The sequence below is a fragment of the Roseovarius maritimus genome, from assembly GCF_043355895.2.
GTDB lineage: Bacteria > Pseudomonadota > Alphaproteobacteria > Rhodobacterales > Rhodobacteraceae > Roseovarius > Roseovarius maritimus.
Genome location: NZ_JBHFPF020000002.1, coordinates 413947 through 439236 on the forward strand (window position 1 = coordinate 413947; position 25290 = coordinate 439236).

The 25290-nt window shown below is 63.4% G+C and carries 22 protein-coding genes; 5 read left to right on the plus strand and 17 right to left on the minus strand.

Going from position 1 to position 25290, the window contains the following annotated elements; genetic code table 11:
* The first annotated feature begins 49 nt into the window (after nucleotides 1–49).
* Nucleotides 50–946, plus strand: coding sequence for an RNA polymerase sigma factor RpoH (gene rpoH, locus ACEWPM_RS06865; RefSeq protein ID WP_393961686.1), 897 nt, complete (start codon nucleotides 50–52; stop codon nucleotides 944–946).
* A gap of 83 nt (nucleotides 947–1029) precedes the next feature.
* On the opposite strand, the gene nusB is transcribed toward rpoH, so the two are convergent.
* The 13 genes from nusB to ACEWPM_RS06930 form a co-directional block, all read right to left on the minus strand.
* Nucleotides 1030–1512, minus strand: a complete 483-nt coding sequence (gene nusB / locus ACEWPM_RS06870) for a transcription antitermination factor NusB (RefSeq protein WP_393963379.1) — start codon at nucleotides 1510–1512, stop codon at nucleotides 1030–1032.
* The gene (locus ACEWPM_RS06875) at nucleotides 1509–2054 is read right to left on the minus strand and encodes a 6,7-dimethyl-8-ribityllumazine synthase (protein ID WP_393963378.1); all 546 of its coding nucleotides are present in this window, start codon (nucleotides 2052–2054) and stop codon (nucleotides 1509–1511) included. Before ACEWPM_RS06875 ends, nusB begins: the two co-directional genes overlap by 4 nt.
* A gap of 4 nt (nucleotides 2055–2058) precedes the next feature.
* Nucleotides 2059–3192: a 3,4-dihydroxy-2-butanone-4-phosphate synthase gene (gene ribB / locus ACEWPM_RS06880; protein ID WP_393963377.1), complete on the minus strand. Its 1134-nt coding sequence runs from the start codon at nucleotides 3190–3192 to the stop codon at nucleotides 2059–2061.
* A 56-nt stretch (nucleotides 3193–3248) separates the two neighbouring features.
* Nucleotides 3249–4658 (minus strand): UDP-N-acetylmuramoyl-L-alanine--D-glutamate ligase, encoded by a 1410-nt coding sequence (gene murD, locus ACEWPM_RS06885; protein ID WP_393963376.1) that lies wholly within the window; start codon nucleotides 4656–4658, stop codon nucleotides 3249–3251.
* Nucleotides 4659–4661: 3 nt separating this feature from the next.
* Nucleotides 4662–5744, minus strand: a complete 1083-nt coding sequence (mraY, locus tag ACEWPM_RS06890; protein WP_393963375.1) for a phospho-N-acetylmuramoyl-pentapeptide-transferase — start codon at nucleotides 5742–5744, stop codon at nucleotides 4662–4664.
* The gene (locus ACEWPM_RS06895; RefSeq protein WP_393963374.1) at nucleotides 5745–7184 is read right to left on the minus strand and encodes a UDP-N-acetylmuramoyl-tripeptide--D-alanyl-D-alanine ligase; all 1440 of its coding nucleotides are present in this window, start codon (nucleotides 7182–7184) and stop codon (nucleotides 5745–5747) included.
* The gene (locus ACEWPM_RS06900; RefSeq protein WP_393963373.1) at nucleotides 7181–8680 is read right to left on the minus strand and encodes a UDP-N-acetylmuramoyl-L-alanyl-D-glutamate--2,6-diaminopimelate ligase; all 1500 of its coding nucleotides are present in this window, start codon (nucleotides 8678–8680) and stop codon (nucleotides 7181–7183) included. Before ACEWPM_RS06900 ends, ACEWPM_RS06895 begins: the two co-directional genes overlap by 4 nt.
* Nucleotides 8681–8703: 23 nt before the next feature.
* On the minus strand, nucleotides 8704–10503 hold the full coding sequence (locus tag ACEWPM_RS06905; protein ID WP_393963372.1) for a peptidoglycan D,D-transpeptidase FtsI family protein: 1800 nt from the start codon (nucleotides 10501–10503) through the stop codon (nucleotides 8704–8706).
* The gene (gene ftsL / locus ACEWPM_RS06910; RefSeq protein WP_393963371.1) at nucleotides 10500–10859 is read right to left on the minus strand and encodes a cell division protein FtsL; all 360 of its coding nucleotides are present in this window, start codon (nucleotides 10857–10859) and stop codon (nucleotides 10500–10502) included. The genes ACEWPM_RS06905 and ftsL overlap by 4 nt, the downstream gene beginning before the upstream one ends.
* Complete coding sequence (rsmH, locus tag ACEWPM_RS06915) at nucleotides 10859–11851, minus strand: 16S rRNA (cytosine(1402)-N(4))-methyltransferase RsmH (protein ID WP_393963370.1); 993 nt, start codon at nucleotides 11849–11851, stop codon at nucleotides 10859–10861. Before rsmH ends, ftsL begins: the two co-directional genes overlap by 1 nt.
* Before the next feature lie 3 nt (nucleotides 11852–11854).
* On the minus strand, nucleotides 11855–12358 hold the full coding sequence (mraZ, locus tag ACEWPM_RS06920; RefSeq protein WP_393963369.1) for a division/cell wall cluster transcriptional repressor MraZ: 504 nt from the start codon (nucleotides 12356–12358) through the stop codon (nucleotides 11855–11857).
* A 730-nt stretch (nucleotides 12359–13088) separates the two neighbouring features.
* A complete protein-coding gene (locus ACEWPM_RS06925; RefSeq protein ID WP_393963368.1) occupies nucleotides 13089–13337 on the minus strand; it encodes a DUF2842 domain-containing protein in 249 nt (82 codons plus the stop codon).
* A gap of 14 nt (nucleotides 13338–13351) precedes the next feature.
* On the minus strand, nucleotides 13352–14647 hold the full coding sequence (locus ACEWPM_RS06930) for an adenylosuccinate synthase (RefSeq protein ID WP_393963367.1): 1296 nt from the start codon (nucleotides 14645–14647) through the stop codon (nucleotides 13352–13354).
* Nucleotides 14648–14792: 145 nt separating this feature from the next.
* On the opposite strand from ACEWPM_RS06930, the gene ACEWPM_RS06935 reads away from it, so the two are divergent.
* From ACEWPM_RS06935 to ACEWPM_RS06945, 3 genes are all read left to right on the plus strand, one after another.
* Nucleotides 14793–15188: a DUF6524 family protein gene (locus tag ACEWPM_RS06935; RefSeq protein ID WP_393963366.1), complete on the plus strand. Its 396-nt coding sequence runs from the start codon at nucleotides 14793–14795 to the stop codon at nucleotides 15186–15188.
* 104 nt (nucleotides 15189–15292) lie between these two features.
* A complete protein-coding gene (secG, locus tag ACEWPM_RS06940) occupies nucleotides 15293–15655 on the plus strand; it encodes a preprotein translocase subunit SecG (RefSeq protein ID WP_393963365.1) in 363 nt (120 codons plus the stop codon).
* A gap of 178 nt (nucleotides 15656–15833) precedes the next feature.
* Nucleotides 15834–17477: a CTP synthase gene (locus ACEWPM_RS06945; protein ID WP_393963364.1), complete on the plus strand. Its 1644-nt coding sequence runs from the start codon at nucleotides 15834–15836 to the stop codon at nucleotides 17475–17477.
* 119 nt (nucleotides 17478–17596) lie between these two features.
* Here the strand turns inward: ACEWPM_RS06945 and ACEWPM_RS06950 are convergent, their stop codons facing one another.
* The gene (locus ACEWPM_RS06950) at nucleotides 17597–18127 is read right to left on the minus strand and encodes a universal stress protein (protein ID WP_393963363.1); all 531 of its coding nucleotides are present in this window, start codon (nucleotides 18125–18127) and stop codon (nucleotides 17597–17599) included.
* Between the two features lie 194 nt (nucleotides 18128–18321).
* The gene (locus ACEWPM_RS06955) at nucleotides 18322–19095 is read right to left on the minus strand and encodes a ZIP family metal transporter (protein WP_393963362.1); all 774 of its coding nucleotides are present in this window, start codon (nucleotides 19093–19095) and stop codon (nucleotides 18322–18324) included.
* A gap of 286 nt (nucleotides 19096–19381) precedes the next feature.
* Here ACEWPM_RS06955 and ACEWPM_RS06960 point away from each other — a divergent pair, with 286 nt between their 5' ends.
* Nucleotides 19382–20236 carry a universal stress protein gene (locus ACEWPM_RS06960; RefSeq protein WP_393963361.1) on the plus strand — a complete coding sequence of 285 codons (855 nt, stop codon included), beginning with the start codon at nucleotides 19382–19384 and terminating at the stop codon, nucleotides 20234–20236.
* 25 nt (nucleotides 20237–20261) lie between these two features.
* On the opposite strand, the gene polX is transcribed toward ACEWPM_RS06960, so the two are convergent.
* On the minus strand, nucleotides 20262–21980 hold the full coding sequence (gene polX / locus ACEWPM_RS06965; protein WP_393963360.1) for a DNA polymerase/3'-5' exonuclease PolX: 1719 nt from the start codon (nucleotides 21978–21980) through the stop codon (nucleotides 20262–20264).
* A gap of 19 nt (nucleotides 21981–21999) precedes the next feature.
* A complete protein-coding gene (locus ACEWPM_RS06970) occupies nucleotides 22000–24708 on the minus strand; it encodes a cation-translocating P-type ATPase (protein WP_420768010.1) in 2709 nt (902 codons plus the stop codon).
* Between the last annotated feature and the right edge of the window lie 582 nt (nucleotides 24709–25290).

The following is a 25290-nucleotide window of genomic DNA, read 5'->3' on the forward strand; positions in this document are numbered from 1 at the left end:
AAATAGATGTTAAAGCCGTAAACATCACGGCACGCAAAAGGGGCAAGATATGGCAAATTATGCAAATCTGCCGGCACCGACGCCGGAAGGCGGGCTGAACCGGTACATGCAGGAAATCCGCAAATTTCCGCTGCTGGAGCCCGAAGAAGAATACATGCTGGCCAAACGCTGGGTCGAGCAGGAGGACACCGAGGCGGCGCACCGCATGGTGACGTCGCACCTGCGCCTCGCGGCCAAGATCGCGATGGGCTATCGCGGCTATGGCCTGCCGCAGGCCGAGGTGATCTCGGAGGCGAATGTGGGCCTGATGCAGGCCGTGAAGCGCTTTGATCCCGAAAAGGGCTTCCGCCTTGCGACCTATGCGATGTGGTGGATCCGCGCCAGCATTCAGGAATACATCCTGCGCTCGTGGAGCCTTGTGAAGCTGGGCACCACCTCGGCGCAAAAAAAGCTCTTCTTCAACCTGCGCAAGGCCAAGAACAAGATCGGCGCGCTGGAGGAGGGCGACCTGCGCCCCGAGAACGTTAAAAAGATTGCGACCCAGCTGGGCGTAACCGAGGCCGAAGTCATCTCGATGAACCGGCGCATGTCGGGAGGTGACGCGTCGCTCAACGCCACCGTCGGCTCCGAGGGCGAGGGCACGATGCAATGGCAGGACTGGCTCGAGGATGAAGACGCCGATCAGGCCACTGACTATGAGGAACGCGACGAGTTGACCGCGCGCCGCGAAATGCTGGCCGAGGCGATGGATGTGCTGAACGACCGCGAGAAGGACGTGCTGACCCAGCGCCGCCTCAGCGATCAGACCGTCACGCTGGAAGAGCTGAGCGGGCAATACGATGTCAGCCGCGAACGAATCCGCCAGATCGAGGTGCGCGCGTTCGAGAAGCTGCAGGAGCGGATGCGCGAGTTGGCGCAGGAAAAAGGCATGATGGAAGACGCCTGAGCTGCCTCCTCTTTGCGGAAACACAAAGCGCCGCGTCCGGCCTGGACGCGGCGCTTTTTCATTTTTTTGCTGCTGAGTGCGCTCTAAAACGCCTCGGGCCGCGCCTCGCGCGCCATGTGATCCAGCACCGCATTGACGAATTTCGGCTCCTTGCCCTCGGGAAAGAAGCTGGTCGCGACATCGACATACTCTGTGATGATCACCCGCGGGGGCGTCTCATCGCCCAGAAACTCGGCGCCGGCGGCGCGAAAGAGCGCGCGCAGGGTCGGGTCGATCCGCGCGATCGGCCATTTGGCCACCAGCGCGCGGTCGGTCATCTGGTCGATGGGCCGCTGCTGATCGACGGCGCGGTCCAGAACCATGCGAAAATGATCCTGATCCCCCTCGATCATGTCCGTCTCGTCATCGAATTCCGCGCCGAAACGATGATCGAGAAACTCCAGGTAGACGGAATTCACATTCTGGTCCGAATGCTCCATCTGGAACAGCGCCTGCACGGCATAAAGCCGCGCGGCCGAGCGCATCTTGCGCTTCTGGTTGCCGGAAATAGATGCCGCGTCTGTCATGCCGAGGGAGTATCCTTGGGTTTGCCTGCGATCTGCAGTTCGTCCGCACTGGGCATAAAGCCGACGCCCTTGCGCGGAGCGCCCCATTTACGGGTCAGCGCGATCAGATGCAAGGCGGCGGCGGCGGCCCCTGCCCCCTTGTTCATGCGCGCGGGATCGGCACGCACCTCGGCCTGATCGCGGTTCTCGACCGTCAGAATACCGTTACCGATGCAGACCCCTTGCAGACCCAACAGGGTAATGCCGCGGCTGGAATCGCTGCACACCGTCTCGTAATGCGTTGTCTCGCCGCGAATGACGCAGCCGAGGGCAACATAACCGTCGAAATTGCTGAGCCGCTCGGCGATACCGATGGCCGTGGGCAACTCCAGCGCGCCGGGCACTTCGATCAGATCGTAGGTAGCATCCGTTGCCTCAATCTCGGCCACGGCGCCCTTGATCAGATTGTCTGCGATATCACGGTAGAAGGGCGCGACGGCAATCAGCAGTTTCGCGGGCTTCGATAGTTCTGCGCGGGGCATGATGTATTCGGTGCCGGCCATTGCCTTATCCTTTGCTGAGCGGGCGCGTGCCCGTGATCGAGATGCCGTAGGCGTCGAGGCCCAGATAGCGCGTCTCGGGATTGTCGGTGACGAGGATCAGCTCGTGAATGCCCATTGTCGACATGATCTGCGCGCCAAGACCGGTATGTTTGATCGTGCGGGGGCCGTCCTCGTCCAGCTCTTCTGCCAGTTCGGGCCGGGGCTGGCGGAAAAGGAAGATCGCACCGCGCCCCTCGTCCGCGATGATCTGCATCGCACTGCGCAGCTTGCCCGCGGGCGCGCCGCCGATGCCCAGCACATCCTCCAGCGCGTTGAGAGCGTGCGTGCGCGCCAGCACCGGCGCGCCATCATCCAGATCGCCCTTGACCAGCACGACATGCTCGGTCCCGCTGATCTGATCCGCAAAGATGCGCATTTCCCATGTCCCCCCGATATGGGCGGTCACCTTTTCACGGCGCAGCTCGCGCACGAGGTTATCATGCTTGTGCCGGTAGGCGATCAGATCGCTGATCGTGCCGATTTTCAGCCCATGTTCCTTGGCGAACTCGATTAGATCGGGCAGGCGCGCCATGGTACCATCAGCCTTCATGATCTCGCAAATCACGCCCGAGGGGTTCAACCCCGCCAGCCGCGCGATATCGACCGCAGCCTCGGTATGGCCGGCGCGCACCAACACGCCGCCCTGCCGCGCGCGCAGCGGAAAGATATGACCGGGCGTCGCCAGCGCGGCCATCGTGTTCTGCTCATTGATCGCGGTGGCCACGGTATGCGCGCGGTCGGGCGCGGAGATACCTGTGCTGACGCCCTCGCGCGCCTCGATCGACACGGTAAAGGGCGTCTCGTGACGCGAGGAATTGTTGACGGCCATCATTGGCAGGCCCAGCCGGTCCACCCGCTCGGCCGTCATCGGCAGGCAAATCAGGCCGCGGCCATGGGTTGCCATGAAGTTGATCGCCTCGGGCGTCGCGAACTCGGCGGCCACCACCAGATCGCCCTCATTCTCGCGATCCTCATGATCGACAAGGATGAACATCCGGCCCGCGCGCGCCTCGGCGATGATCTCTTCAGTGCTCGACATGGCCGTGCGCAGGTCGGCTTCAACCGGGCCGGGCGTTCTGTAGGCTGTGCTATCGGGCATGTGACCCCCACGAAATCTCTGGAAACGTTCGCCGCCCGAGATAGCGCGCGCGGCCGCTATTGACCAGAGCCGAGTGCCGCCGCCACGCAGGTGGCAAAATCCTCACCACGTTTCTCGAAACTGTCGTACTGGTCAAAGCTGGCCGCGGCCGGGGCCAGCAGCACGGTATCGCCCGGCTGCGCCTCAGTGTGGGCGCGGCGCACGGCCTCGGCCATTGTGGTGCAGACCTGCGCCTCGATGCCCTCAAGCTGCATGGCGAAATGCGCGGCCTCGCGCCCGATGACATAGGCGCAGGCGACATTGCCCAGTGCGGGGGCCAGCGCGCTCAGCCCGCCCTCCTTCTCCAGCCCGCCACAGATCCAGCGGATCGACGGAAACGCCTGCAGAGCCTTGAGGGCGCTATCGACGTTGGTCGCCTTGCTGTCATTGACGTAAGTCACGCCATGCGCCTCGGCGATCACTTGGCTGCGATGCGGCAGGCCGGGATAGGAATGCATGGCCTGCTCGATCACACGCGGGGCAAGGCCCATCGCACGGCAGGCGGCATAGGCGGCGCAGGCGTTCTGGTGGTTATGCGCGCCCGGCAGCCCCTTGATGGGGCGCAGATCTATGCTTCCCGCCTGCCGGCCCTTGCGATATTCCGACAGGAACCCTTTGCGCGCGAAGATGTTCCAGCCTGGCCCGGTCAGCTTATCGACCACCGAAATGCGCATGACCCGATCATCCGCTGCGCTCTCACTCAGCTGCCCGGCCAAGAAGCGTCCCTCGACCTCGTCCACGCCGATGATGGCGCGGTCCGGCCCGCCCTCGGCAAAGAGGCGACGTTTGGCCGCGAAATAGCCGCCGAGGCCGCCGTGTCGATCAAGGTGATCGGGGGATAGATTGGTGAAGATCGCGATATCGGGCGTCAGGGCGCGCGCCAGTTCGGTCTGATAGCTCGACAGCTCCAGCACCACCGCGCCGCCATCCTGAGGCGGGTCGATATCCAGCACGCCCCGCCCGATATTGCCCGCCAGCTGCGCATCGCGCCCGGCCTCGGACAAAATATGGTGGATCAGCGCCGAGGTGGTAGATTTGCCATTCGATCCGGTGACGGCGATGACGCGCGGCGGCTGGTCGAAATCATTCCACTCCGCGCCCGCAAAGCTGCGAAAGAAGAGCCCGATGTCGTTATCCACTGGCACGCCCGCCGTCTGGGCGGCCGCGACGATGCGGTTGGGCGCGGGGTAGAGATGCGGGATGCCGGGGCTGACGATCAGGCAGGCAATGCTGTGAAACGCGCCCTCGGCGCTCAGGTCCAGCACCTCCAGCCCGTATTCCTCGGCCTTGGTGCGCGCGGCCTCGTTATCATCCCAGCAGACCGGCTGCGCGCCCCCCGCCTCAAGGCTGCGCGCCGCCGACAAGCCCGACCGGCCAAGGCCCAGCACCGCCACGCGCGCGCCCTCATATCCGCGAACCGGGATCATCGCCTAGCGCACCTTGAGCGTCGCCAGACCGATCATCGCGAGAATGAGCGCGATGATCCAGAAGCGGATGACGATCTGCGGCTCGGCCCAGCCCTTCTTTTCGTAATGATGATGGATCGGGGCCATCAGGAATACGCGCTTGCCCGTGCGCTTGAAATAGAGCACCTGGATGATGACGCTGAGCGCCTCGACGACAAAAAGACCACCGACAATGGCCAGAACAATCTCGTGCTTGGTCGCGACGGCAATCGCACCCAGCGCGCCGCCAAGGGCGAGCGAACCGGTATCGCCCATGAAGACAGCGGCAGGTGGTGCGTTGTACCACAAAAATCCGAGGCCGCCGCCAACAAGACCAGCGACGAAGATCAGGATCTCGCCCGTGCCATCGACATAATGCACGTCCAGATATTCGGTGAAATCGACGCGGCCGACAACATAGGCGATCACGCCCAAAGTGGCCGAGGCGATCATTACAGGCATGATGGCAAGCCCATCGAGGCCATCCGTGAGGTTCACCGCATTGGCCGCGCCGACGATCACGATCATGGAGAACGGCACGAAGAAGACGCCCAGATTGATCAGCGTGTCCTTGAAGACGGGCAGCGCCAGTTGATATTGCAGCGGCTCGGGGTGATAGGCCGACGCCCAATAGGACGCGATGGCAGCGATGAGAAAACCAAGCGCGAGGCGTAGTTTGCCCGGCACGCCCTTGTGGTTCTGCTTGGAGACTTTCGCGTAGTCATCGGCAAACCCGATGGCGCCAAAGCTCATCGTGACGAAAAGAACCAGCCAGATGAAAGGGTTGTCCAGCCGCGCCCAGAGCAGCGTCGAGGTCAGCAGCGCGCCCACGATCAGAAGGCCGCCCATCGTCGGCGTACCCGCCTTGGTGAAATGCCCCTCGGGGCCGTCGGTGCGGATCGGCTGGCCCTTGCCCTGACGCTTGCGCAGGACGTTGATCAGGGGCGGGCCAAAGAGGAAACCGAAAATCAGCGCCGTCAGGAAGGCACCGCCAGTGCGAAAGGTGATGTAACGGAAGAGATTGAAGAAATCGCCACCATCGGACAGGGCGGTGAGCCAGTAGAACATTCAATCATCCCTCGTCTGAGAGCGGTTTGCCCGCCCCGATTTGCGCAGAGCGTCGACAATGACACTCACCTTGCTGCCTTTCGATCCCTTGATCAGCAGCACATCGCCCGCGTCTATCACGCCATGCACCTTGAGCGCCAGTTCCTCTGCCGTCTCGTACCATTGCCCTCTTTGGGCGCGCGGTAGTGCCTTCCAAAGCGCGCGCATGCGGGGGCCGACGCAGTGCACGGTGGTCAGTGCAGCCATATAAGGCAGGTCCACCAGAGCGCGGTGCATCTCGCCCTCGCCCTCGCCCAACTCCAGCATGTCGCCGAGGATGGCGATGCGCCGGCCCTTGGCAATCCGACCGATATTGTCGCGCGGCGTGCTGGCGGCCAGCACCTCGAGTGCGGCCGCCATGGAGGTGGGATTGGCGTTGAAGGCGTCGTCGATCAGGTCCAGCGTCCACTCCTCATCGCCACTGTCCAGTTCCAGCACCTCGCGCGTGCCGCGCCCGGCTGGCGGCTGCCAGCGGGCCAGGTCGGGCGCGGCAAGGCCCGTATCGGCGCCCAGCGCCTCGCAGGCGGCCAGCACGCCCAAGCCATTCATCGCGAAATGCCGCCCGGCCGAGCTGATCTTGAAGATTACGGGCGTGCCGCCCAGATTGGCCCGCACGATGGTGCGGTCATTGTTAAGACTGACATCGTCCAAGTGATACATGTCACTGGCGATGCCGAAGGGCACGATACGCGCGCCCGCCCGTTTGGCCGCCTCGACCAGGATCGGCGTCGTGGGCAGATCGGCATTGATGATCGCAGTGCCGGCGGGCTCCAGCCCTTCGAAGATGGCTGCCTTTTCATGGGCGATGCCCTCGATATTGTCGAACGCCTCCAGATGGGCGGCGGCGACGGTGGTGATCATCGCCACATGAGGGCGCGCCATCTTGCTCAGCGGGCCGATCTCGCCGGGATGATTCATCCCGATCTCGATCACGGCAAATTCGGTGTCCTGCGGCATCCTCGCAAGGGTCAGTGGCACGCCCCAATGGTTGTTGTAGCTGGCCTCGGCGGCATGGGTGCGGCCCTGAACCGAGAGCACATCGCGCAGCATTTCCTTGGTCGAGGTCTTGCCCACCGATCCGGTGACCGCAACGACGCGCGCCTCTGTCCGCGCGCGCCCAGCGCGGCCCAGCGCGCCCAGCGCCTCCAGCACTTCCGGCACGATAAGAAGCGGCGCATCGGGCGCGACGGCCGCGGGCAGGCGGCTGACCATCGCGGCGGCGGCGCCCGCCTTCAGCGCCTGCGCGACAAACTCATGCCCGTCGCGCGCGGCGCTGAGGGCAACGAAGAGATCGCCGGGCGCCAGCGTGCGCGTGTCGATGGACACGCCATTCACCGCCCAATCGCCCTGAATGCGCCCCCCGGTGGCGGCAGCGGCTTCCGAAGCCGTCCAGAGGGTCACGCGCCTTCCCCCGCTTGGGCTGAATCGAGAGCCATGACCGCGACGCTGGCCTGCTCGGCATCGTCGAAGGGTAGCACATCGGCGCCCACCGTCTGGCCCGTCTCATGCCCCTTGCCGAGAATGAGCAGGGCATCCCCCGGCCCCAGCGCATCGACGCCGCGCAGGATCGCTTCGGCACGGTCGCCGACATTGGCGGCCTCGGGGCAGCCCTCCATCACGGCGGCGCGGATCGCGCTGGGATCTTCGCTGCGCGGGTTGTCATCGGTGACGATGACCAGATCGGCATGGCGGGCGGCCGCCTGCCCCATCAGGGGGCGTTTCTTCGCATCGCGGTCGCCACCCGCGCCGATGATGGCAACGAGGAGGCCCATAACATGCGGACGCAGCGCCTCGATCGCGGTGGCGACGGCATCGGGCGTATGCGCGAAATCCACAAAAACCGCCGCGCCGCTGCGCCGCGTCGCTGCAAGCTGCATCCGGCCCCGCACCGTCTGCACCTCGGGCAGCACCTGAAACACGCGGTTGGCGTCGGCGCCCGCGCCGATGGCAAGGCCTGCGGCCACAAGCAGATTTTCCCCCTGAAACCCGCCGATCAGCGGCAGATCGACTTGGTTGATCTCATCGAGCCACGAAAAGCGCAGCGATTGCCCCGTCGGGTTGAACCGCTGACTGAGCAAGCGCAGCTGCGCCGTGTTGTGCCGCCCGACGCGCAGAACGTCCTGGCCGCGCGCCTCGGCCAGATCCGCAATCTCGGCACCTTTGGGATCATCCATGTTGATCACGGCCACGCCGCCCTCCGGCAAAACGCGGGTGAAGAGCGCCGCCTTGGCATCGAAATAGGCCTCGAACGTGTGGTGATAATCCAGGTGGTCCTGGCTGAAATTGGTGAACGCGGCGGCGACCAGTTGCACCCCGTCGAGCCGGCGCTGATCGAGGCCGTGGCTCGATGCCTCCATTGCGGCATGGGTGATACCCGCATGGGCGGCTTCGGCCAGCACCTTGTGCAGGGTGACTGCATCAGGCGTGGTATGGGCCAGAGGCGCGGCGTAACTGCCCTCGACGCCGGTCGTGCCCACGTTGATCGCCTCCAGGCCCATCGCCTGCCAGATCTGCCGCGTGAAACTGGCGACGGATGTCTTGCCGTTGGTGCCGGTAACGGCCACCATCACCTCGGGCTGCGCGCCGAACCAGAGCGCGGCGGCGCAGGAGAGGGCGGCGCGCGCGTCCTCGGTGACGACCAGCGCAGCGCTGGAACCGGCGAGCACATCCTTGGCGATCCGCGCGCCTTCGGCATCAGTGAGGATGGCAGACGCGCCCATGCGCAACGCGTATTGGATAAATTCGCCGCCATGCACCCGCGTGCCCGGCAGCGCGGCAAAGAGGCTACCGTCGCGCACCTGGCGGCTGTCGATGACCAGCCCGGTAACCTCGGCCTGCGCGCCGCCTGTGGCCGCGAGCCCCAGCTGCGCCAATGTCTTTGCCTGCCCGCCGCTCATCGTTCGCTCGCCTCGTCTGCTGCCTAGTCGCCGTCTGCCATGGATGTCAGCTTTATATCAGTCAAGGGAGTCTGTTCAATCTCGGGACGCAGGCCCAAGAGGGGTGCCACGCGCGCCACGATCTCGGACGAGACCGGCACCGCTGTCCAGCCCGCCGTCCGGCGCGGCTTGTCTCCGGATGTCTCGACCGGCTCGTCCAGCGTCACAACCAGCACGTATTTCGGATCATCCGCCGGGAACATCGAGGCGAAGGTGGCGATCACCTTGTCCTCGTAATAACCGCCGCCGTTTTCCTTGGGCTTGTCCGCCGTGCCGGTCTTGCCGCCGACCTTGTAGCCGGGCACCTCGCCCATGGAGGCGGTGCCGTTGGTCACCACCGCGCGCAACATCTTGCGCGATTCGGCGGCGACGGCGGCGGACATGACCCGCTCGCCCATCTGCGGGCCGTCCTGCTTGAGCAATGTCGGCTTGATGTAGCGCCCGCCATTGGCGATAGCGGCATAGCCTGCGGCCAGATGCAGCGGACTGGATGACAGGCCATGGCCATAGGAAATGGTCACGGTCGAAAGCTCGGTCCAGCGCCTGGGCAAGAGAGGCTGGCCGCCGCTCGCCTCGATCATCTCGAAATCGACGGGCTTGAAAAAGCCGAGTGATTTCAGGAACTCTTGCTGACGCTCGGCCCCGATGCCCAGCGCGATGCGCCCCGTGCCCCGGTTCGAGCTGTGCACGATCACATCCGAGACACTGATCATGCCGTAATTCTTGCGGTTGAATTCACCGATGGGAAAGCCGCCGACACGCATCGGCGGGGTCGCGTCGATGATCGTCGAGGGGCTGACCAGCCCCAGCTGCATCGCCTGCGCCGTGGTGAAGATCTTGAAGGTCGAGCCCAGCTCATAGACCCCCTGAACCGCCCGGTTGAAAAGCGGGCTATCCGCCGCATTGCCCTGCACCAGAGGGCGCGGGCGATCGTTGGGGTCGAAATCCGGCAGCGACGCGATCGAGATCACCTCGCCCGTCTGCACATCCATCAGCACGGCAGCGGCGCCCTTGGCGTTCATGATGCTCATGCCGCCCGCCAGCACACGCTCGACCGCGGCCTGCACCGGCAGATCCAGCGACAGGGTCAGCGGCTGATGGTTCTGCGCCGGATCGCGCAGGCGGTCGTCAAAGTATTTCTCGATGCCCGCGACGCCGATCACCTCGGCGGCATGTACCCCCTCACGGCCAAAGCCGGCACCGCCCAGAACATGCGCGGCCAATGTGCCGTTGGGATAAAGGCGCATCTCGCGCGGACCAAAGAGAAGCCCCGGCTCGCCGATATCATGCACGGCCTGCATCTGCTCGGGGCTGATCTTCTTCTTGATCCACAGGAACTTGCGCTTGCCTGAGAAATCCTTGAGCAGGCGATCTTCCTTGAGATCCGGGAAAATCTGGACCAGCGCCTTGGCCGCCTTTTCAGGTTCGATCATCTGCTGCGGCTGCGCATAGAGGCTGTGCGTGTCGAAATTCGTCGCCAGGATGCGCCCGGCGCGGTCCACGATATCAGCGCGCTGCGCGAGGATGCCCGCACCCGCCGCGCTTGTGCGCGGCTCGGCAGGCTCGGTCTGGGCCAGAACGCCCATGCGCAGGCCGATCACGGCGAAGGCGCAGAAAAATGTCGCCCCCAGCACCAGGAGGCGCCCCTCGGCGCGGCGGCGCGCCTTGTCGCGCATGGCCTCGTGACGCAGGCGGATATTCTCGCGCTCGATTGCGTCGGGATTTTCGCCCTTGGCGCGAGCGGGCAGGATACGCGCCAGCGGGCGCAGCGGCGTGCGGATCATTCTGCCACCTCCTCGGAAGGCTGGTTGGTCACCTCGACCGAGCCGGAAAAGTCGATGCGCAGATCCGTCTCGGGCGGGTAATCCACATCGTCGATCCGGCCAAACTGCTGCGCCTCCAGCGGCATGAGACCAAGACGGTCAAAGTTGATATCCGCCAGCTCCCGCAGGCGCGCGGGGCGGTTGAGATAGGCCCATTCGGCATTGAGCACGCGCAGACGCTGGCGCGCGGTGGCGATCTGCCCCTCCAGCCGTTCGGCATGGCTGATGGCGGCCTGCGTGCGGTAATTCTCGTGATAGGCCCAATAGGCCAGGCCGATCACGGCCAGTGCACTGAGAACGTAGAAAAAACTGCGCATCACTTCCCCCCTTTGAGCAATGGCATGCCCAGTGCCTTGCGGTCTGTCACGCCCGGTGCCGCATCCGTGCGGAACGCGACCCGCAGCTTTGCGCTGCGCGACCGCGGATTGACCGCAAGTTCATCCTTGTCTGCGGTGATCGCCTTGCGACTGGTCAGTGTGAACTGGCGCGGGCGCGCCTCTTGGGCGGGCGCGTGGCGGCTACCGCCCCCGCCCCCATCCGAGCGGTCCTGCAGGAAACGTTTGACCATGCGATCCTCGATCGAATGAAAGGTCACGACCGCCAGCGCCCCCCCAGGCTTCAGCGCGCGCTCGGCCGCCTCCAGCCCTCCGATCAATTCGCCATATTCATCATTCACCGCGATGCGGATCGCCTGAAAGCTGCGCGTCGCAGGATGGGCCTGACCGGGCTTCGAGCGTGGAAGGCATTTCTCTATGATCTCGGCCAGTTGCAAGGTCGAGACGATCGGCACCTCGGCGCGCTTGCGGACGATGGCCTTGGCGATCCGGCGACTCGCCCGCTCTTCTCCATAAAGATAGAGAATATCGGCCAACTCACTTTCTTCGGCGGTGTTGACCAGATCGGCGGCGGTCGGTCCCTCCTGGCTCATCCGCATGTCCAGCGGCCCGTCGCGCATGAAGGAAAAACCGCGCTGCGCCTGGTCCAATTGCATCGAGCTGACGCCAAGGTCCAACACGACGCCGTCCAGATCGCTTGCAAATTCATCGAGGCGCGAGAACACGCCCTCGACCAGTTCAACACGGTTTCCGTACGGCGCTGCCCAGACCTCGGCCATCTTCAGCGCGGCCGGATCGCGGTCCACGCCGATCACCTTGGACGCCCCCGCCTCCAGCAGCGCGCGCGTATATCCGCCCGCGCCCAGTGTGCCATCCAGCCATGTGCCGGCGATCGGCGATGCCGCCTCAATCAGCGGCGCGATCAGAACGGGGATATGAGGAGCATCATCGGAGGGTGTGGCAGCCGTCGACATCGCCTATTCCCCCTTGGCCCCGTCCAGGAAGATCAGCGGGTCGAAATCGTCAGGGAGCTCGTCCAGCCACTCCTCGGTCTTCGCGGCCTCTTCGGCCTCGTATGTCTCGGGCTTCCAGATCTGGAACGTATCGCCCGCGGCGATAAAGAACGCTTCACCTTCGAGGCCGATCTTCGCGCGCAGCTTGGCGGGCAGCACGAGGCGCCCGGTATCATCCACAGTGGTGGGAAAGGACTGGCCGTGAAAGAGGCGCTGCAGCATCTTGCGCTCCATCGAGCCGCGTGGCATCGCGTCGATCTTGGCGTCCACCTCGTCGATGGCCTCGACGGTGTAGCATTCCAGGTAATTGCGGCGATGATCGCCATAGACAATGACCAGTTCGGGCGCGAGGCCTTCGGTCCAGTTCGGATCCGAGGCTTCGATCACACGGCGAAAAAGGGCCGGGATCGAGACCCTGCCCTTCGCATCCACCTTGTGATGGCTTTCGCCTCTGAACCTGCGTGCCACGCTCGGCGTCCCTTGCCCTGCTTCGCTTGTCGTACTTGTCGCTCAAACGAAAACGACGGATCGAGCTGCTGCCACTGCTCGATCCGCCGCCCTCGTCCCGCATCTGCGGGGTGTCCAGCTACGCGCGCCACCTGGGGGGATGTCTGCTCGCTGCGCGCCGGATCTCTTCGTTTCGGATGAAGGCGGATGCCTGTATGAAACCTGACTTTGGTTGTTTTGTTCGGGATCGTTTGGTGTCCCTTGTCTTCGTCCCGTCCTCATCACGCTTATAGGGATGACATGGGAATTCATGGGACGCAATAAAAAAATAACAGCTTCAGCTACAGGATATAGTTATCCACAGGGGTACAAAACAAGATCATGTGACACAGAAACGTGATGAAACGCTTTCCCTAGATTGAGAACACGCCCAAACCACCATATTTAGCGTCACGCATTGTGACCCATATTTTTCCCACGAAATCCCGATTTTTTTCAGATTTAGCGTGAACTTGGCCTGAATTCTGCCGGAACAAGGCAAATCACATTGCGGCACCGCCCGGAATCACACGCTTGATTCCTCGGGATTCGCGCAAATCGACCGCAGTCAGGCCCTTGGAACAGGATATGGCCGTGCGTCCGTCCCATGAATTCCCGGATGTCCCATGAATTCCCGCCAAATTCTGCGCGGATCGGCAATTCTGCCCCCCGCCGCTACTTCATCTTGGCAATGAATAAACAAGAATGCGCATCAGCGGGCGCCGGTCTCGCCCTCGGGCGCGTCCGGGTCTGCCTGGCCGATCCCGAGAAACACGAATTTCAGAGGCAGCATCCAGGCAAATCCGACGATCACATAGACAAGGAATGTCACGAAGCCCGGCAGGTCCGGCAGCCACGCGATCAGGCTGATCGCCGCCACGATATAGGCAGGCAGGCCGATCAGCAGGATCACCAATGACCAGCGCCGCCGCGCCTTGTAGCTCAACCGTGTCTCAGCCATGCCGCCTCCTCAGATCAATCCGCGAAAGGATCCGTCACCAGGATGGTATCCTCGCGCTCGGGCGAGGTAGAGAGTAGTGCGACGGGGCAATCGATCAATTCCTCGACACGGCGCACATACTTGATCGCTCCGGCGGGCAGATCGGCCCAGCTGCGTGCGCCTTCGGTCGACTCGGACCAGCCGGGCATCTCTTCGTAGATCGGCTTGCAGCGGCTTTGCTGATCGGCGGCGGTCGGCAGGTAGTCCAGCGTCTTGCCGTCCAGCTCGTAGCCCGTGCAGATGCGCAGCGTCTCGAACCCGTCGAGCACGTCCAGCTTGGTCAGCGCGATACCCTTGACGCCCGAGGTCGCGCAGGTCTGGCGCACCAGCGCCGCATCGAACCAGCCACATCGCCGCTTGCGCCCGGTCACGGTGCCAAACTCGTGGCCGCGCTCGCCCAAGCGCTGGCCATTCGCATCATCGAGTTCGGTCGGGAACGGGCCCTCGCCCACGCGGGTCGTGTACGCCTTGACGATGCCGAGCACATAATTGATGGCCCCTGGCCCCACGCCCACGCCCGTGGCCGCCTGCCCCGCGATCACGTTCGAGGACGTGACGAAGGGATAGGTGCCAAAGTCGATATCCAGAAGCGCGCCCTGCGCCCCTTCAAAGAGGATGCGCTTGCCGGCCTTGCGCTGATCGTTCAGCACCTTCCAGACGGGGGCGGCATATTCGAGGATCGCCGGTGCGATCTCCTGCAGTTGAGCGATCAGCGCGTCGCGGTCCACCGCCTCGATCCCCAGACCCTTGCGCAGCGGGTCGTGATGCTGCAGCGCGCGGTCCACCCGCGCCTCGAGCGTGGCGGCATCCGCAAGGTCCGCCACCCGGACCGAGCGGCGCCCCACCTTGTCCTCATAGGCCGGCCCGATGCCGCGCCCGGTGGTACCGATCTTGGTGCCCTTGCTGGCCGCTTCCTCGCGGGCGCGGTCAAGCTCGCCGTGGATCGGCAGGATGAGCGGCGTGTTCTCGGCGATCATCAGCGTTGCGGGGGAAATCTCGACGCCCTGCTCGCGAATCTTCTCGATCTCGGCCACCAGATGCCAGGGGTCCAGCACCACGCCATTGCCGATCACCGACAGCTTGCCGCCCCGCACCACACCCGAGGGCAGCGCGTTCAGCTTGTAGACTTTGCCATCCACGACCAGCGTGTGCCCGGCATTGTGCCCGCCCTGAAAGCGCGCGATGACATCGGCACGCTCGCTCAGCCAATCGACGATCTTGCCCTTGCCTTCGTCACCCCACTGGGCGCCTACGACGACCACGTTTGCCATGCCGGACCTCTTGTCACTACGGATTGAAACCGGCGTCGGTATAGCGGCGCACCGTGGCGGGCGAAACCTCTAAATCGGGGCACGGCACTGGACAGTCGTACCGCTCCATGTCCCACTAGGTGAGGGGCCTCTGAAGGAGAATGCAATGGGATTCGTGCTGCGCTGGCTGATCGCCTTCGTGCTGCTGACCGTCACGTTCAACCCCACGTCTTGGAATTACGTGGTCTGGGCACGGCAAAGCTACGGCGAACAGTTGCCGTTGGTCGTTCTGGCCGGGCTGCTGCTTCTGGTGGTGTATGTCGTCTATTTGCGCGCGACACTGCGTTCGATCGGGGGCGTTGGCATGACCATGGTGCTGGCCATCACCGCGGCGGGCCTTTGGGTGCTGCATGACTATGGGCTACTGAGCCTCAGGGACACGTCCCAGGTTGTCTGGCTGGCGCTGATCGCGCTGTCGCTGGTCCTTGGCATCGGCCTCAGCTGGAGCCATCTGCGCCGGCGCCTCTCGGGCCAATCCGACATGGATGATGTGGGCGACTAAGCAGGGATGCCGCCCGGCGGGCGATGCCGGGTTGCGGGGGCGCGGGAAATTCCCTAGATACCGCGCAAGAGTTTCTCACATGTCCCTATCCGGCAGGCCGCTCAATGGAAAACGTCATCCTCATCATCCACCTGCTTTTGGCGCTGTCGCTGATCGGCGCCGTGCTTTTGCAACGCTCCGAAGGGGGCGGGCTGGGCATGGGCGGCGGTGGCGGCGCAGGCGGCCGCGTGGCGGGCCGCTCGTCCGGCACGGCGATGGGCAAGGTGACGTGGATCCTGGCAGGCGCCTTCATCTGCACCTCGATGGTGCTGACGGTGATCGCGGCCAGCAATTCCTCGGGTTCTTCGGTGCTTGACCGTATTACGGATGCCCCAGCCCGCGACGAGGCTCCGGCCGATGAAGGCTTGACCGCGCCGCTGGCTCCCGCTGCGGGCGATGACGCGCCGGTTCTGCCGACCGCCGACTGATCCAATCACATGATCCGGGCCGCCTGGATGCGGCCCATCATCCTGCTGCGGCGCGGTTGCGCGCCGCCACCGAATCCTCTATGGCTCAAGTCCCGTGGTGCTGCGGTTTTTTGACGCCGATTTTGCACGATTTCCGGCCCGATTGCGCGGCCCATAAACACGGGGGGACCGCCACCCAATGGCTCGTTACATCTTCATAACCGGCGGTGTCGTCTCATCTCTGGGCAAGGGCCTTGCCTCGGCTGCTCTCGGCGCGCTTTTGCAGGCACGCGGTTTCTCGGTGCGGCTGCGCAAGCTGGACCCGTATCTGAACGTCGATCCCGGCACGATGAGCCCGTTCGAACATGGCGAGGTTTTCGTCACCGATGACGGCGCCGAGACCGATCTCGACCTTGGCCATTACGAGCGTTTCACCGGCGTTCCCGCCCGCATGACGGACTCGGTCAGCTCCGGGCGCATTTATTCAAACGTGCTGGAAAAAGAGCGACGCGGTGACTACCTGGGCAAAACCATTCAAGTGGTTCCCCACGTCACCAACGAGATCAAGGAATTTTTGGCCATCGGCGAGGACGAGGTCGATTTCATGCTCTGCGAGATCGGCGGCACGGTGGGCGATATCGAGGGCCTGCCCTTCTTCGAGGCGATCCGCCAGTTCAGCCATGACCAGCCGCGCGGGCAATGCATCTTCATGCACCTGACGCTCCTGCCCTATCTGGCCGCCTCTGGCGAGCTGAAAACCAAGCCGACCCAGCACAGCGTCAAGGAGTTGCAGAGCATCGGCATCGCGCCCGATATCCTCGTCTGCCGGTCCGAGCATCCGATCCCCGAAAAGGAGCGCGAGAAGATCGCCCTTTTCTGCAACGTGCGCAAGGAGGCCGTGGTGGCCGCCTATGACCTCAAGTCGATCTACGAGGCGCCACTGGCCTATCACCGTGAGGGGCTGGATCAGGCGGTGCTCGACGCGTTCCAGATCGCGCCCGCTCCGCGTCCGGATCTGAGCATCTGGCAGGACGTGGCCGATCGCATCCACAATACCGACGGCGCAGTGAATGTCGCCATCGTGGGCAAATACACCCAGCTTGAGGATGCTTATAAATCGATCAAGGAGGCGCTGACTCATGGCGGCATGGCCAACCGGGTCAAGGTGAATGTTCAATGGGTCGATGCCGAGGTTTTCGACACCGAGGACCCCGCGCTGCATCTAGAGGGCTTCCACGCCATCCTCGTGCCCGGCGGCTTTGGCGAGCGCGGCACGGAAGGCAAGATCAAGGCCGCGCAGTTCGCCCGCGAGCGCAAGATTCCCTATATGGGCATTTGCCTGGGCATGCAGCTGGCGGTGATCGAGGCGGCGCGCAACGTCGCGGGCATCAAGACGGCCGGCTCGGAAGAGTTCGACCACGAGGCGGATGTACGCCGTTTCGAGCCGGTGATCTACCATCTCAAGGAATGGATCCAGGGCAACGAGAAGGTCAAGCGCAAGGTCACCGACGACAAGGGCGGCACCATGCGCCTCGGCGCCTATGACGCCACGCTCAAGGAGGGCAGCCGGGTCGCCGAGATCTATGGCACCACCGCCATCGAGGAGCGCCACCGTCATCGCTATGAGGTGGATACCAAATATCGCGAGAAGCTGGAGGAATGCGGCCTCCATTTCTCGGGCATGTCCCCCGATGGCCGTCTGCCCGAGATCGTCGAATGGGCGGATCATCCGTGGTTCATCGGGGTGCAGTTTCACCCGGAGCTGAAATCCAAACCCTTCGCGCCCCATCCCCTCTTCAGCGATTTCGTGCGCGCCGCGGTCGAAACCTCGCGCCTCGTCTAGGGCGTCTTGCCTCTCCGGGGGACGGGCAGCGGCCCTATCCCCGGAGGCGCAAACGCCATGCGCCTTCTATTAAAGCCAAACGTCCCAAATGCTTAGCCGCCGGCGGCGTCCCGTGTCCATCACCGGACCGTCACGACCGTGCAGGTGGCGTGACTATTCACCTTATGCGCCACGCTTCCCACCAGCAGGCTGCGAACGCGGCCAAGGCCACGATGACCGATCACGATCATGTCGGCCCCGACGTCCTTCGCCATTTCCAGAACGCCATTGGCAGGGTCATCGTCCACTGTCCGGGTGTCGACCTTGCTGGCGCCGATGTCTCTGGCACGATCTGCCGCGCGCTTCACGAGCTCTTCACCGATCAGCGTGATTGCCCGCACCGTGTCCGACGGTGGATCGAAGCTGCTGAAGATATTGCGGTTCTCCGCTTCCCGCATCTTGTCGAAATCGATCTTGGACGCGGATTTGACGGAATCGAGGATATGCTCTGCCTCCGCCATGCGAACCAGGTCGTTTGAAATCTTGCCGAATTGAAGCGCGTGCCCGATCGTCAGCGGAATATCGAATTTCGCCGCAAGCTCCGCCGCCATGGTGACAGCTTTCTGCGCTGTCTCGGACCCGTCTGTTGCAACCAGAATATGCTGTTTCATCGCTTGCCTCCATTTTTCCGGTGTGAAGCGCGCCGGTTGACCGAGTTGTCTCCACCCATCTCAGTTTACCACCCCACGCAGGAATGGCTTTTGACCGTGGTCAAGCGTGGCTTCGCGCTGGCCGGCATGGCGGATGGCGATGATTTGCGGCGGCCAAGCCGCGTCGCAGGCGGCGCTCACCCCGCCGGGCAGGCTCAGCCAAAGACGACATCCATGAACATCATCACAACGACACCGGCCATAAGGCCCGCAGTCGCCCCCTTATGATGCCCGTGGCGGTGCGTCTCGGGGATGATCTCATTGCTGATCACGTAGAGCATTGCCCCCGCCGCGAAGGTCAGTCCCCAGGGCAGAAGGAGCTCGGATACGCTGATCGCGATGACACCTAGGAGACCTGCAATCGGTTCGACCAAGCCGGTGGCGGCAGCGACCAGGAAGGCAAATCTGCTCTTGTATCCTTCGCTATGCAGCGCCAGCGCCACGGCCAAACCTTCGGGCGCGTTCTGCAATCCGATGCCAACCGCAAGAGCCGTCGCGGCGCCGATATCCCCACCGCCAAAGCCGACGCCGACGGCAAGACCCTCTGGGATATTGTGTAGCGTTATCGCAATCACGAAGAGCCAGATTTTCCGCACAGACTCGGCCCTCGGCCCTTCCAGCCCCGAGACGAAATGGCGATGAGGCAGCCTTTCATTGAGAAGAGATATCGCGCCCGCGCCCAAAAGAATTCCGCCCACCGCGATCAGTCCCGGAATGATCCCCTCCCCGTATTGCGCGCGCGCTATGTCGAGACCCGGGAGGATGAGGGAGAAATACGAGGCCGAGAGCATGACCCCGGCCGCGAAGCCGAGCAGAATGTCATTCACCTTGCGCGAAACCGTCCTTCCGATCAGTATGGGCAAAGCACCGATCGCGGTCATCAGGCCCGCGGCCAGACTGCCCAGAAATCCAAGCGCAATTATGTTCATTCAGACACCCCGGCTTGCTGATCGAAGCTTCCCGACACCTTGAATTCCGGCAGACCGCCGGCCCCTTTTTGCAGAGCGTCGAAATGACGTCACCGGACAATCGGCCAAGACATGTGCAGGTGCAAGCACGCCGTGGGCTTGCCCGCAACGGCGGTTGTCTGCTCGAAGCGCTGACATATTGATGCTGATCAACTCGTGATCCGGCTGTCCGCACTAGGATTGGTTGCAATTGCTGCGAAGATGCAAACAGTGGAAGCGCATCAGCCATGCACCAGGGGATAAGACAATGAAAAACGCCAGCGTTCTTATGCTTGTCGGCGGGTCCGCCAAAGGCGTGGACCTTGATCCGGTACTGGAAACGGCGGCCGCCGATGAAACGCATGTTTCGGTTCTTGTGCTGGAGGCGCAGCACCGCCCGCAAGTCTACACGGATGGCGTGGGATTTTACGGCATGCCCTTGATGTCCAAGACCTGGCAGAAAGACATCGAAAAGGCCAAGGCCGATCTGTCCGACAATGCGAAAAGGCTGGAAAAGCGTATTTCGGATGCCGGTGTGAATTGCGATGTCGACATTCTCGGATGCGATCAGGCGGCGTTGCCATCCATCATCGGGCGACACGCATCGACATTCGATGCGGTAATCATATCAAACGATCTGCGCGATCAGGAAATTACCTTTGGCAGCGCGGTTCACGGCGTGTTGTTCCAATCCTCCACAGCCGTCATTCTGAACCCCGGCGCCTCCCGCAGGGCGCTGAGACCGGCGCGCGCCTTCATTTCCTGGGACACGAGCATTCCGGCAGCGCGGGCCGTTCATGCGGCCCTCCCCATGCTGACCGCCGCCGAGGAGGTCACGGTGGGGATTTTCGACCCCGTCGAGTCTGTAGACCGGTTTGGGGAGAATCCCGGATCCGATGTTGCAAGGTGGCTCAGCCATCATGGCTGCCACGTAACCGTTCAGAGCTATCCCAGCGGGGGACACGAGATCGGCAAATGCATCCACACACGCTCCACCGAGATCGGCGCCGATCTCGTGGTAATGGGTGCCTTCGGTCATTCGCGTCTGCGCCAAGCCGTCTTTGGCGGTACGACGCGGTCGGTTGTCGATCAGACGGAGTTTCCGGTCCTACTGGCTCATTGAGCGGAGCGGCGCGCAAGGCTGCCGTCTAGTGCTTGATCATCTCCAGCAGCGCATCCAGCGGGCGGGTGTTCAGCACATCGCCCGCCTCAAGCCAGCCGCGCCCGGCCTGTCCCACGCCAAAGCGCATCATCTCCAGCCCGTTTACCGAATGGGCATCTGTCGAGATGGCCACAGTCACGCCGATCTCTTTCGCCATCTTGCAATGCGCATCGTCAAGATCGAGCCGGCTGGGATGGCCGTTGAGTTCCAGAATACGGCCCCGCTCCTTGGCCGCCAGCATCACGTCCTCCATCGCGATCGCGTAGGCAGGGCGCTGGTTGATCAGCCGCCCCGTCGGGTGCCCAAGGATGGTGAAATGCGGATTGTCCATGGCGCGGATCACACGCTGGGTCTGTTTTGCGCGGGAGAGGCCAAAATTGGAATGGATGGAGCAGACGGTGTAGTCCAGGCGCGTCAGAAGGTCGTCCGGATAATCCAGACTGCCATCCGGGAGGATATCGACCTCGCTGGATTTCAGCACGCGAAGCCCGTCGAGCTCCGCGTTGAGCGCGTCGATCTCATCGATCTGGGCGGCAAGTTCGTCTGCGCTCAGCCCGCCCGCGACGGTCTGGCTGCGGGAGTGATCGGTAATGCCGAGATACGCGTATCCCTTGTCCTTGGCGGCCTCGGCCATGGCGCGGATGCTGAACTTGCCGTCGCTGGCCGTAGTGTGGCAATGCAGGTCGCCGCGCATGTTCGCCAATGTCACCAAATCCGGCAAGGTGCCAGCCTCGGCGGCTGCAATCTCTCCACGGTTTTCGCGTAGCATGGGGGCGATGAAGGGAAGACCCAGCTTACCGTAGACGCCCTCCTCGCTCTCCCCGGCGATACGGTCAACCCCGTCGAACAGGCCATACTCGTTCAGCTTCCAACCGTTGCTCGTCGCCCGCCGCCTCAGCGCGATGTTATGCGCCTTCGAGCCGGTAAAATAAAGCATGGCGGCACCATAGCTTACCTCCTCAACCACGCGCAGATCGACGGTCAGCCCCGAGCGCAGGATGGCCGTGGACCGGGTGGTGCCCTGACTGACAATCTCCTCGACCTCGGCGTAATCAGAGAAGGCCTGCGTGACATCATTCCCGCGTTTCGCCGTCACAAGGATATCAAGATCGCCCACGGTTTCCTTGCTGCGCCGGAAACTGCCCGCGATTGTGGCCCGCTTGACCCCGGTGATCGCATTGACGAATGCCATCAGCGGCTCGGCGACATGCTCGGCATCCATCAGGCGAAATCGCTTTTCCTGCTGCTCGAAACGGTCCAGTGCGATGTGAATTTTCTCTTCGGACTTTGCCCCGAAGCCGGGCAAGCCCCGGATTTTTCGGGCCTCTACTGCCTTGCGCAACGCCTCGAGGCTGTCCAAGCCAAGCGCATCGAACAACGCCTTGACCTTCTTGGGCCCAAGACCGGGAAGCCGGACCATGTCGGACAGGCCCGGCGGCACGCGGGTCTCGACATCGTGCAGCGCCTCCAGCGCGCCGGTATCGACAAGCTCCGCGATCTTGCCCGCCAGATCGTCCCCAATGCCGGGCAAGTCGGACAGATCCTGCCCCTCGGCAATCATACCGGCCACATCCCGCGGCAAGCCGGACAGCGTGCCCGCCGCGGTACGGTAGGCGCGCACGCGAAACTGGTTGGCCCCGTCGATTTCAAGAAGGTTCGCCATCTTGCGGAAAACCTCGGCGATTTCGGCGTTATGCATTGGCATGTTCGGCCCCCGTGAATGCTTATTGCGCGCGCCCCTCAGGAGGCGCAGGCGCGGCAAGGGCTGCGATGCCCTGACCCAGAATATATTGCAGAAGGCTTACCCCAAAGGCGAGCGCCAGCCCCTCACGGCCGGGATCGGGCAGCTTCAAGATATCCGACAGGCCCGGCAGCCACAGCGCCGCCGCGATCAGACCGAGGCAGAGCGCAAGCGCACCCCACACATAAGGGTTCCGCGTCACTTCATTGAAGATCAGGCTGCTGCCGGCCTTGCGCATGTTGAACACGTTCCACAGTTGCGCCAGTGCCAGCGTCAGGAAGGACACCGTTACCGCAGGCCCGATATCCAGCCGCAACCAGAAGAGCGCCAGCGCAAAGGCGCCCAGCGTGAGGGCCGTGATCAGCGCGCCAAGCGCCCCGATCAGCACCCATTGATCGCGCGCAACGATCCCTTCGGCCGGATCGCGTGGGGGCCGGGTCATCACCGCAGCATCCCCGCGCCCGAGACCCAGCGCGAAGGCGGGAAAGACGTCCGTCACGAGGTTCAGAAACAGGATCTGCAGCGGCAGAAGCGGTGCAGGCAGCCCCATCCCCACGGCCAGCCCGACCACGAGGATCTCGCTGACATTGCAGGACATCAGGTAGACGACAAAGGAACGTATATTACCAAAGATCACCCGCCCCTGCTGCATCGCCGAGATGATGGTGGCGAACTTGTCGTCTTTCAGCACCATATCCGCCGCCTCACGGGCGACCTCGGTGCCGCGCTGGCCCATCGCGATGCCGATATCGGCCTTTTTCAGCGCGGGCGCGTCATTAACGCCGTCACCCGTCATCGCGACGATCGCGCCACACCGCTGAAAGAACGCAGCAAGCCTCAACTTGGTCTCGGGCTGGACGCGGGCGAAAACGTCGGTATTCCTGAGCGCCCGGCCCTCATCGCCATCGCAAGCAACGGTTTCGAGATCGCCAAGATCGGCCTCTTCCAGCACCGCGATTTCTTTGTTCCCCAGCCCGGCGTGCCCGGCAATCGTCACAGCGGTGTCGGCATGATCACCGGTCATCATTATCACCTGAACGCCTGCCCGGCGCGCAGCGCTGATGGCCTCTGGAATGTCGGCGCGGATCGGGTCGAGCAGGCACACCATGCCTGCCAGCGTGAGATCGTCATAAGGGTCGGCATTGTCGCTGGTAGCGGTTTTCGAGGCCAGGCCAAGAAGGCGCAGCCCCTCGCGCGCTGCCGCCTCGGAACGTGCTTGCCACTCGGCGCGCGCGGCGCCCTCCATCGGCTGGGCCGTACCGTCCTTGGCCATCACGTGGGTGCACACCGCCAGCACCGCCTCCGGGGCACCCTTGACCGCAAGAAATGTTTGGCCATCGCGCTCATGGAGCGTGGCCATCATCTTTTCGGTCGGATCGAAGGGGTGCTGGCCGGTCTGCGGATACTCTTGCTCCAGAGTGTCGCGCGAGAAGCCTGCCGATCTGGCGGCGAGCAGAAGGGCCTGTTCCATCGGATCTCCGTTGGCCTCGGCCTTGCCTGCCCCCTCATCGAGCGTCGCGGTATTGCACAGCGCGCCAATCCTCAGGCATTGCTCCAGCGCGCCGCTCTGGCTTACCGAAACATTCTCTCCGTTCAGCGCGAAACGCGTATCCTTGCCCCTTTCCTCAAGCAAAATGTCCCCTTCCGGCACCAGGTATCGATTGGCGGTCATGCGGTTTTCGGTCAGGGTTCCGGTCTTGTCAGTCAGGATGATGGTCGTGGCACCCAGCGTCTCGACAGATGGCATGTTCGAGATCAGGGCGTTGCGGGCCGCCATGCGCCACATGCCGCGCGCCAGCGTCAAAGTGGCGACCACCGGCAAGCCCTCGGGCACCGCTGCCACGGCCAGCGCCACCCCGGTCTCGATCATGTCGCTCAGCGCATGTCCCCGCAGAACGCCGAGGAAGGTCGTGAACGCTGCCAGTCCCAGCGTCAGCCACACGAGGCGGTGGCCCAGCCTGTCAAGCCGGCGCTCCAGCGGTGCGACCTCTCCCTTGGCCGATTGCGCCAGATCGCTGATCCGGCCCAACTCCGTTTGCATACCGGTGCTCATGGCGACGGCCTCGGCCCGCCCGCGCGTGACCGAACTGCCTTTGAAGGCCATGTTCACGCGGTCAGCCAGCGGCGTGTCCGGGTCCAGCCGACCTGCATCCTTGACCACGGGGGCGGATTCGCCAGTCAGTACGCTTTCGTCGCAATGCAGATCGGCAACCTCGATCAGCCGCAGATCGGCCGTGATCACGTCGCCTTCTTCGATCAGAACGATATCGCCGGGCACAAGCTCCTGCGCATCCAGCGTACGCTCGGCGCCGTCCCGTCGCACCCGCGTGCGAACCCGCGCGATCCGGCGCAGGGCCGTCATCGACTTTTCAGCGCGCAATTCCGTGAAGAACCCGATTGCGGAGTTGATGATCAGCACGACGATGATCGCGCCCGCCTCGACCAGATCCCCCAGCCAGATCGAGAACCCTGCCCCAACAACCAGAAGCCAGACGATAACGCTCTTGAATTGGTGCAGAAGGATCGACAGGGCGCTCTTGCCCTTCGCTTGGCGCAACTCGTTGCGCCCGTATTTCTTGCGCCTTGCGAGAACGTCTTCGGCCGAAAGCCCGGTTTCAGGCGCCGTCCCCACCCGGGCCAGAACCTCTTTGGTCGCTGCGGCGAAGGCCTGCATTTCCGGATCGCCCGCCATCATTCTTCCTTTTCGTGGATTTTTTCACGCACCTTCACCCGGCGGTGTCGCGGATACTTCTCGCCGCCCAATCCGGTTCGGCCTCGCTTTCGGAATACCCGACGATCAACAAAACCGGAAGCAATCCGGATTCGATCAAGAGCCCCCGGCACTTGAGGCGCGATCCATCACCTTGCTTGCATTCGCAAAGGTCGTCACGCTTTGCCATCGATCCTCCAGATCTGCCTGAGCTCTGTGACACGCCTGCAGGGCATCCTGAAATATTGGCCGATCTCGACGTCGGACATGCCCAGATCCGCAAGTGCCTCAAGACAGCGTTTTGGGGTCGGACCCAAGACGTGCATGTATTTTTGCAATTCGGGTGTCAACTCAGGGCGTCCCGGCGTGTCTCGCGTCGGAAACGCATAGCTTCCGGGCGCGAGCCTTCTCACAAAATCTCTGCCACCCGCCTTTTCCACCACGCTTTATCTTGCACCTCCCCGCCTCCAAAAGCACGAACGCGATCAGTGTAGGAAAAAATACACCGCTCCATTGATTTCGATCAAGATACTCGCAAGCGCCCAGCCGATCGGCAGAACTTGG